This window comes from Scytonema sp. HK-05 (assembly GCF_963872035.1).
GTDB lineage: Bacteria > Cyanobacteriota > Cyanobacteriia > Cyanobacteriales > Nostocaceae > Kalymmatonema.
On record NZ_CAWMYC010000154.1, the window covers coordinates 37,336 to 45,517 of the forward strand.

The 8,182-nt window shown below is 43.7% G+C and carries 10 protein-coding genes; 8 read left to right on the top strand and 2 right to left on the bottom strand.

Annotation, left to right across the window (positions count from 1 at the left end; all coding sequences use genetic code 11):
* Nucleotides 1–60: 60 nt before the first annotated feature.
* Nucleotides 61–492, top strand: a complete 432-nt coding sequence (locus AACT52_RS35730) for a VOC family protein (protein WP_073635158.1) — start codon at nt 61–63, stop codon at nt 490–492.
* 44 nt (nt 493–536) lie between these two features.
* On the opposite strand, the gene AACT52_RS35735 is transcribed toward AACT52_RS35730, so the two are convergent.
* Nucleotides 537–1,229: a class I SAM-dependent methyltransferase gene (locus AACT52_RS35735; protein ID WP_073635159.1), complete on the bottom strand. Its 693-nt coding sequence runs from the start codon at nt 1,227–1,229 to the stop codon at nt 537–539.
* 210 nt (nt 1,230–1,439) lie between these two features.
* A complete protein-coding gene (locus tag AACT52_RS35740) occupies nt 1,440–2,186 on the bottom strand; it encodes a dienelactone hydrolase family protein (RefSeq protein WP_073635160.1) in 747 nt (248 codons plus the stop codon).
* A gap of 101 nt (nt 2,187–2,287) precedes the next feature.
* Here AACT52_RS35740 and AACT52_RS35745 point away from each other — a divergent pair, with 101 nt between their 5' ends.
* The 7 genes from AACT52_RS35745 to AACT52_RS35775 all read left to right on the top strand — a co-directional run bounded on the left by AACT52_RS35745 (nt 2,288) and on the right by AACT52_RS35775 (nt 7,760).
* A complete protein-coding gene (locus AACT52_RS35745) occupies nt 2,288–2,791 on the top strand; it encodes a GNAT family acetyltransferase (protein ID WP_073635161.1) in 504 nt (167 codons plus the stop codon).
* Between the two features lie 20 nt (nt 2,792–2,811).
* Complete coding sequence (locus tag AACT52_RS35750) at nt 2,812–3,201, top strand: VOC family protein (RefSeq protein ID WP_073635162.1); 390 nt, start codon at nt 2,812–2,814, stop codon at nt 3,199–3,201.
* A gap of 22 nt (nt 3,202–3,223) precedes the next feature.
* Nucleotides 3,224–3,865 (top strand): HAD-IA family hydrolase, encoded by a 642-nt coding sequence (locus AACT52_RS35755; protein WP_083630734.1) that lies wholly within the window; start codon nt 3,224–3,226, stop codon nt 3,863–3,865.
* 194 nt (nt 3,866–4,059) lie between these two features.
* Nucleotides 4,060–4,389 (top strand): zinc-binding dehydrogenase, encoded by a 330-nt coding sequence (locus AACT52_RS35760; protein WP_073635164.1) that lies wholly within the window; start codon nt 4,060–4,062, stop codon nt 4,387–4,389.
* 26 nt (nt 4,390–4,415) lie between these two features.
* Nucleotides 4,416–5,231 carry a class I SAM-dependent methyltransferase gene (locus AACT52_RS35765; protein WP_073635165.1) on the top strand — a complete coding sequence of 272 codons (816 nt, stop codon included), beginning with the start codon at nt 4,416–4,418 and terminating at the stop codon, nt 5,229–5,231.
* A gap of 119 nt (nt 5,232–5,350) precedes the next feature.
* The gene (locus tag AACT52_RS35770; RefSeq protein WP_073635166.1) at nt 5,351–6,232 is read left to right on the top strand and encodes an aspartoacylase; all 882 of its coding nucleotides are present in this window, start codon (nt 5,351–5,353) and stop codon (nt 6,230–6,232) included.
* A 130-nt stretch (nt 6,233–6,362) separates the two neighbouring features.
* Entirely contained in the window at nt 6,363–7,760 is a 1,398-nt protein-coding gene (locus AACT52_RS35775) for an ATP-binding protein (RefSeq protein WP_073635167.1), read from the top strand.
* Nucleotides 7,761–8,182: the final 422 nt, after the last annotated feature.

An 8,182-nucleotide genomic window follows, 5' to 3' on the forward strand; every position in this document is an offset into this window, starting at 1 on the left:
TTTGGTGGTAGTTTCTTACTTAAAAGCTCCCAAGCCCTTTGACCAGAAGGAACTCTCGTAATGTTTCGCCCAATTTTTCATCTTGCGTTCCCCGTCCGAGACCTTGAAGAAGCCAAGAACTTTTATGTCACCACCTTCAATGCTAGGGTCGGTCGTGTCCGTGACAAGTGGATCGACATATTTCTCTTTGAAGGTCAGATTACTTTGCACGAACGACCCTCTGAGGTGTTACCAGCAGGACAACATGGCGTGCGTCACTTTGGCGCGGTTTTGGCGTGGCGTGATTGGGAAACTCTTGCGAATCGCCTTGATGAAATGAGCGTTCAGTTCAAGGTCAAGCCAAATGTTTCTGGCGTGGGTACTGACGCAGAGCAAGCGAAGATGCTATTAAGTGATCCGAGTGGAAATGTGATCGAAATAAAGGCATACAGAAATCCATCTGTCGCCTTGGAAATGGAAGACTTGGAAGAGTGTTCAGCAACCGCAGCTTAACCCGCCTCGTCTGCTTAGTTGCAAGCATCACCGCGATGACTGTATTAGATGTTAAGCCTTGAAAATTCTGCTTCAAGCGATTCTGTCTTAGGTTTACGCGCAAACAACTGAAATGCTTTGGCGTAGTTATTGTTCATTGTCACAGCATCAAATTCCTCAAACCTTATCTCCTCAAAGTCTGATGTGAGAGATTCAATCCAAGTCCTATCATGATGTCGCAGGATAACACCTTCCGACAGTTCAAAGACGCCATAAATCCCATACTTATCTTGGAAGTCACGATAGCGTTTAAGGTTACGCTCATCGGTCTGCAAACAAAGATCGCTGACATAAAGTAACCCTCCGCTTCTGAGGATGCGTTTTAGCTCTTGGATTAATGCAATCTGAGCCTGATTGCGAGGAATACAAGTCAAAACCGTGAATAACAGTACCGCATCAAATTCCCCATCTGCATAAGGTAGCTGCGGCGATGTGATGAATTTGAAATTGAGATTTGGATATATGCAACAAGCCTTTTCAATCATGCGCTGTGAGGAATCCACACCCTCTACACGTTGATAACCATGTTCTGTCAGAGCATGAGTGATACGACCGTAGCCGCAACCGTAATCTAGAATTTTGGCATCCTGGTCGAGAAGTTGATCCAAACACTCAAAATTAACGGAATGCTGGAAGGTTTTTGTTAGACCGACATTATCCCAATACTCTACTTGAGAGTCAATAGTGTCAAAACTCATGTGTGTCCTTTTGCCTTATCTGGCAGACAAATTAAGTTTTGTTTGGCAGAAAACTTCTTCTAAATATCTTTAGCTTATGGAATTAACTACTCCCTTCCCGCCCGAAGATTACTTAATTAAAAAACCGCACGAGGCAAGAGAGGACACAGAGGTAAGAGTTAGAGAAATTTAGGTAATTCTAGACTGGAAAGGGAGTAATTAATGAGGAATTTAGATTTTCTGAAGGTTCTGTTGGAACAGTTCCAGAACGTGTTTCCATGCATCAGCAGCCGCTTCCGGGTTGTAGCTGGCGCGGCGATCGCAGAAGAAACCGTGTTCTGCCTCATAGCGAAAGACTTGATGGGGAATCTGATGTTTTTGCAGTTCCGCTTCAACCTGCTCGGTTTGCTCGATGGGGATTCCTGTGTCTTTGGTGCCAAAGAAGGCGTAAATCGGACCCTTAATTTCTGAAGTACGAGTAATGGTAGGAGCACCACCACCCGGAGTTGAGGTTACAATCCCACCGCCGTAGAAAGAAGCTGTGGCTTTGATTTCCGGAAGTGTCGCAGCTAGGTAAACGACATGACCGCCAAAGCAGAAACCAATAGAACCAATAGCATCTGCTTTCACATATGGTAAGGTTCTCAAATAGGCGATGGTCGCTTGAATATCGCTCAACAATTCATCTGCTTTGGTCTGGTCTTTATATTTCCTACCCACCTGGACATCTTCAGGCGTGTATCCAGCCTCGAAACCAGGTGCAGTGCGTTGAAACAGAGCAGGTGCGATCGCCACATACCCTTCTTTGGCAAGTCGTTCAGTCACGTCTCGAATGTGAATGTTGACTCCAAAGATTTCCTGAATCACGATCACGGCTGGATGAGTCCCTTCATTTCCTGGTTCAGCCAAATAAGCATGAATTTGCAAATTTCCGTTAGGCACTTTAACGTTGAGGGTGCGTATTCCGGCGTTTGTCATCTTAGTAATTAGCTTGCAATTTATTGCAGAACGAAATTTTTTAAGATATCTCTCGTATAATACTACGGTAATTCTATCGATTTAAAGCAATTAAAAAATCGATGAATATTAGACTCTACCAAGAATCCGATGCCAAATCTGTCAGTTACCTTTGGAATCAGGTATTTCCTGATAACCCATCGCACAACGCCCCAAGACTGGTAATCACAAAGAAGCTCAAAGTACAGCCATTGTTTTTCGTGGCTGAGAAAGATAGTGCGATTGGGCACGAGGGCACTGCCCTTCGGGCAATCGTTGGCACGATAATGGCAGGATATGACGGACATCGCGGTTGGCTGTACACAGTTGCAGTTACTCCCCAGCATCGGCGTCAAGGTATTGGTAGCAAACTAGTGCAACACGCAGAAAGTGTACTGATAGCAATGGAATGTCCAAAAATTAATCTACAGGTTCGTGCTTCTAATGCAGAGGTAGTAGCGTTTTATAAAAAACTTGGCTATTTCACCGAAGAACGCATTACTCATGGGAAAGCTTCTCAAATAGCTTGTTGGTCAATCTTAGAATATCTATCTTTACCGCCTAAATTAACCGACGTGCCAGTATAACCCCAACTAGGAGATAAAAAATGTGGATCGACGGAGTTAATCATATTCAAATTACATCGCCTCCCGAAAAGGAAGATGCAACAGTGTTTTTCTACAGTAAAGTTTTGGGACTAGAGGAAATTCCCAAACCAGAACCTATCAAAGCTTTTGGAGGAGCATGGTATTCGTTAGGAGACATCCAAATTCACGTCACTGTAGAGAAAAATCCTGACAATGAAACATCTAGACGCCACATTTGTTACCAAGTCCATGACTTGAATGCTTTTGGGCAGCACATCGAAGCTCATGGTGTAGAAATCTTTCCCGATCAAAATCCCATTCCAGGATGCAAAAGGTTTTTCCTCCGTGATCCTGCTGGAAATCGTATAGAGATAGCAGAGTTTACGCAGGATTTTGTTGTCAAAGCATAGTTGATCAAGAACAATAATACAAGTGCAAACAGAACTGGTTATTTTTGATTGTGATGGAGTGTTGGTAGACAGCGAGGCATTGGGCAATCGCGTTCTTGTCGAATTTGTCGCAGAGTTCGGACTTGCACTGGAACTTGAAGAAGCCATTTTGTTATTCAAAGGTTGCAAAATGGCTGATTGTGTTGCTGTTATTGAGCAAAGGCTTGGGAAAAAGATGCCGCACGATTTTGTGACTCAGCTTCGTGCCCGCACTGCCGAAGCATTCGAGCGTGAACTACGTCCTGTGGACGGGATAGAGGCGGCTCTAGACAACATTAATTTACCTATCTGCGTTGCTTCCAGTGGTCCGGTGGAAAAAATTAAGTTAGCTCTGCGTGTCACTAACCTGTTGCCTCGATTTGAAGGACGTATCTTTAGCTCGTATGAAATTGGCAGCTGGAAGCCAGCACCCGACATATTCTTATATGCAGCTAAAAATATGGGAGTTCAAGCGACCTCTTGCACTGTTGTAGAAGATAGCGTTTTGGGTGTGCGTGCAGGTGTTGCTGGTGGTATGAGAGTTTTAGGTTACACCAAGCAGAGTGAGGCTACTCCACTTCAGGCATGTGGAGCGCGTGTCTTCCACTCCATGTACCAACTACCTTCTTTGCTGTCACACCATTAGAAAGTTTGTAGGTTGGGTTTCCTTACCTCAATCCAACCTACGACAGAGTTTTGACCTTATGCTGCCATGATTAAAAAAAATGAAATATTTATTATGGGATTTTGACAATACGCTTGGTTATCGTGAGGGAATGTGGAGTGGGACTTTACATTCAATATTAGTTTGACAACACCGCTGGTTCTATTTTAGAAGCTGTGTTGCAACAGATTAATCTTGGGGCAAGGATTGCACTGGTGGGTCTGATATCAGAGTATAACGCCGTAAATCCTGCTGCTGGTCCAAATTTAAGACCAGTGCTCATTAAGCGTGCATCAATCAAAGGTTTTCTTGTAGGGCATTACCAACATCAGCAGGAAGATTTCTTGCGTGACGTCTCCCAGTGGTTAAAAGAAGGTAAGCTCAAGTACAGAGAAGACGTGGTTGTTGGTTTGGAGAACGCCCCGCGTGCCTTTACCGATTTGCTTCGCGGTGAGAACTTTGGCAAGCTAATTGTTTACGTGAGTGATGACCCAACAGCGAAGTAGTTGTCGTAGTTGCGAACATAACAAAAATGAACAATCATAATACAGCGCCCGATCAAGAAGCATTGGTACAAGAGAGCCAAGAGATTTGGAATCAGCTTGGGGGTTGGTGGGATGACCAAGTGGGGGAAGATGGTAATGACTTTCACCGGATTCTAATTGCTCCAGCGACAGAGCGCTTACTAGGTCTAAAACCTGGTGACAAAGTATTGGACGTGGCTTGCGGTAACGGTCAATTTTCCCGACATTTAGCGGCGATGGGAGCTGAGGTGGTGGCGTTCGATTTCTCACAAAGTTTTTTAGAACGCGCCCGTAAACGCACACCGATGCAGATGAATATTGTCTATCAGCATATCGACGCGACTAATGAAGCGCAACTGCTCTCATTAGGTCACAGACAGTTTGATGCGGCTGTTGCAAACATGGCGCTGATGGACATACCAACTATTAAACCTTTGCTCAACGCCCTTTCGCAATTATTAAAAACAGGTGGACGTTTTGTCTTCTCAGTTCTCCATCCTTGTTTCAATTCCAATGGTAGCCACATGATGGCAGAGCAAGTCATCAAAAAGGAAGCGCTGACGACTGTGTACTCAGTGAAAGTAACTGAGTATTTGACTCCAAGTACAGAAAAAGGAATTGGAATACCAGGACAGCCTACTACCCATTACTACTTTCATCGGTCTGTCAGTCATCTTCTCAACACTTGCTTTGCAGCAGGTTTTGTCCTAGATGGAATTGAAGAACCAGCTTTTGCCGCAGAAGTGCCACCAGACGGACGTCTCTCTTGGAAGTATATTACAGAAATTCCCCCAGCTTTGGTCGTGCGGCTACGGCTGCTGTAGGGAGACGAAAATATTAGCCCTTACTACATTTAGGGCGTTTATTTCTGCCCATCTACTTATAATGCTGGGACAATATCTAAAGTATTTCATTTATTTACCCCAAGCCCTCTACAACAATCATGGAAAAATTCAGACAGGTTGCCATTGTGGGAGGAACCCACGGAAATGAATTTACAGGTGCATATCTCATCAAAAAATTTGAGACATTTCGACAACTTGTTAAAAGACCTAGCTTTGAAACACTGGTAATGCTTGCTAATCCGCAGGCTTTTCAAGCGAACAGGAGATATCTTGACAAAGACTTAAACCGCTGCTTTTCTATAGAAGACTTGAATAATTCTCTCGGGTCTACCTATGAAGAAAATAGAGCAAAATTTATCAATAAATTTTTAGGACCAAAAGGTAATCCTCAAGTTGATTTTATCATGGATTTACATAGTTCTACAGCTAACATGGGACTAAGTATCGTCCTTTTGGATGACAACCCATTTAACAGAAAATTGGCAACTTATTTGAATTCAATCGAACCTACAGTGAAAATATATAGTTGGATTGAACCAGATAAAGAATCATCTTTTTTAAATTCTATATGTGACAAAGGTTTTGGTATTGAAGTTGGTCCCATCCCACAGGGAACTCTCCAAGCAAGTCTGTTTCAAAAAACTGAAGAGCTTATTCATGCCATTCTGGATTATTTGGAAAAATATAATCAAGGCGAAATTCCACAAGTCAGTCATAGTGTAACTATTTATCAGCACTTAAAAGTCGTGGATTATCCCAAAAATGAAAATGGGGAAATTCAAGGTATGATTCATCCTCAGCTTCAAGGTAGAGATTATGAAGAATTGAAACCAGGAGACCCTCTGTTTCTCACTTTTGATGGCAAAACTATTTACTATGAAGAAGAATCATCGGTTTATCCCGTGTTTATTAATGAAGCTGCTTATTATGAAAAAGGCATAGCAATGTGTTTTACAAGGAAAGAGCAAGTCTCAGGGTAAAAATTGTTAGTCAGTGCTGATGACGAAACGCAATTGCATTGAGATGGAAATCGTTACGAACTTGTGCAATCTTGTACTTAGTGATGTGCGATAAGACTTCAAGCCTTCATATTCAGAGGGAGATAACCTAATGCTGTGCGTGGATGATTTGCTGACACTGGATGCCTTTCGGCAGCTTCCGCAAGCGCAACTGGAATGGGTGTGCGATCGCGTTAAACCTATCCATTTGCTCCAAGGAGAAATACTGTTTCCAGAAGGTGACAAGAGAAGTACAAGAGGCGTGTTTATTTTGGCTAAAGGACGAATGAGCATGACTCGTTTGCAGGATGGAGTCGAAATGCCCATTGGACAGCAGGATGCTCCTAATTATTTTGGGGAAGTTCCGGTGTTGACCGAAGAACCAGTGCTGGTGACCATGCGAGCCGTAACCGACTGTCAGCTTCACGAAGTTTCTGCTGTTGACTTCCTAACGCTGCTGCACGAGTGTCGCGATTTCGAGCGAGCTGTCTTTCGCACCTTTCAACGACGGTTGCGGGGTCTGGAGTCCTTTATTCGCGTTCGCGAGAAGATGGCTGCACTGGGAACTCTAGCTGCGGGATTAGCGCATGAACTCAACAATCCAGCAGCAGCCCTGGTGCGATCGCTCAATGGGATCATTCCAGCTATACGGGAACTCGAGCGGATGAACCTGATCTATGGGCAACGCCAAGTAGCGCCTGAAGATAGCCAGCGATGGCTAGCAGTGCGAGACGCTGGGTTTGATGCTATTGCCAATAATCGTGTTGACCTGATTAGTTTAAGCGATCGCGAAGAGGAACTGTTGGAATGGCTAGAAAACTACGGAGTTAACCAAGCGTGGAAACTAGCAGCACCTTTAGCAGCCGCAGGGATCGAAATTCAGAGCCTTGAGGAACTAACTCAGCCCTGGAAAAATGACCCCACAGAACTGCGTGATCAAGGACTTCGCTGGCTGGCATTATCCTTTGAGGTCTTGTCTATGATTCGTGGCGGACTACGTGGAGCTGAACGGATTGCTACGCTTGTCAGTGCCATGAAATCCTATACCTATCTAGATCAAGGCGCACAACAAATTGTCAACATTCATGAAGGACTAGAAGACACCTTGCAGTTATTCTGCCATAAGCTGAAATACGGCATTACGGTCTATCGCTCCTACGATCCTTCGCTTCCCAAAATTTTAGCCTACGGCAGCGAACTCAACCAAGTCTGGACCAATCTCATTGACAACGCCATTGACGCAATGAACGGTCAAGGCACCTTGGAAATTACCACATTCTCTAAAAAAAATCATGTCCGGGTTGAAATTATCGATTCAGGTTCAGGCATCCCAGCAGATATCCAATCCCGCATCTTTGAACCATTCTTTACGACCAAACCCGTAGGTAAGGGATCGGGTCTTGGCTTAGAAACTGTCCGGCGAATTGTAGAAAATCGTCATCGCGGCAGCATTTTAGTTGAGTCTGTCCCCGGAAGAACTTGCTTTACCGTCTGGTTGCCCACCCAATAACAATTCAAAATTCGCTCATTCAAAATTCAAAATTAAAGACAGTTTCAGTCGGGGTTGAAATCCCCGTTTGAGACTGAGATTACCTATAGACAAAGGGGTCTTAAACCCCCTAATTTACGATAACGTTATGAATTTATGAAAAGTTGTACTTAGGGCAGAAGTCCTGAAAGAGTTTTTGCTAATACCAATTCTCCGTAAACTTGCACTTAATAATTATTCCTTCTTCCTTCGTGTTCTTTGCGTCTTTGTGGTTCGTTTAAAAATATTAAGTGCATCTTCATACCGAATTGGTATAAGATAATTTACATTAGTTTATATTCTGTTTCATATTGTTTCAGAATGTGCGTATCTTAGTAAAACCCATATGAAGGCTGTTGTGAAGTCGGATACCCCACAAGTCACTCGGTTATTTTCTAACCTTG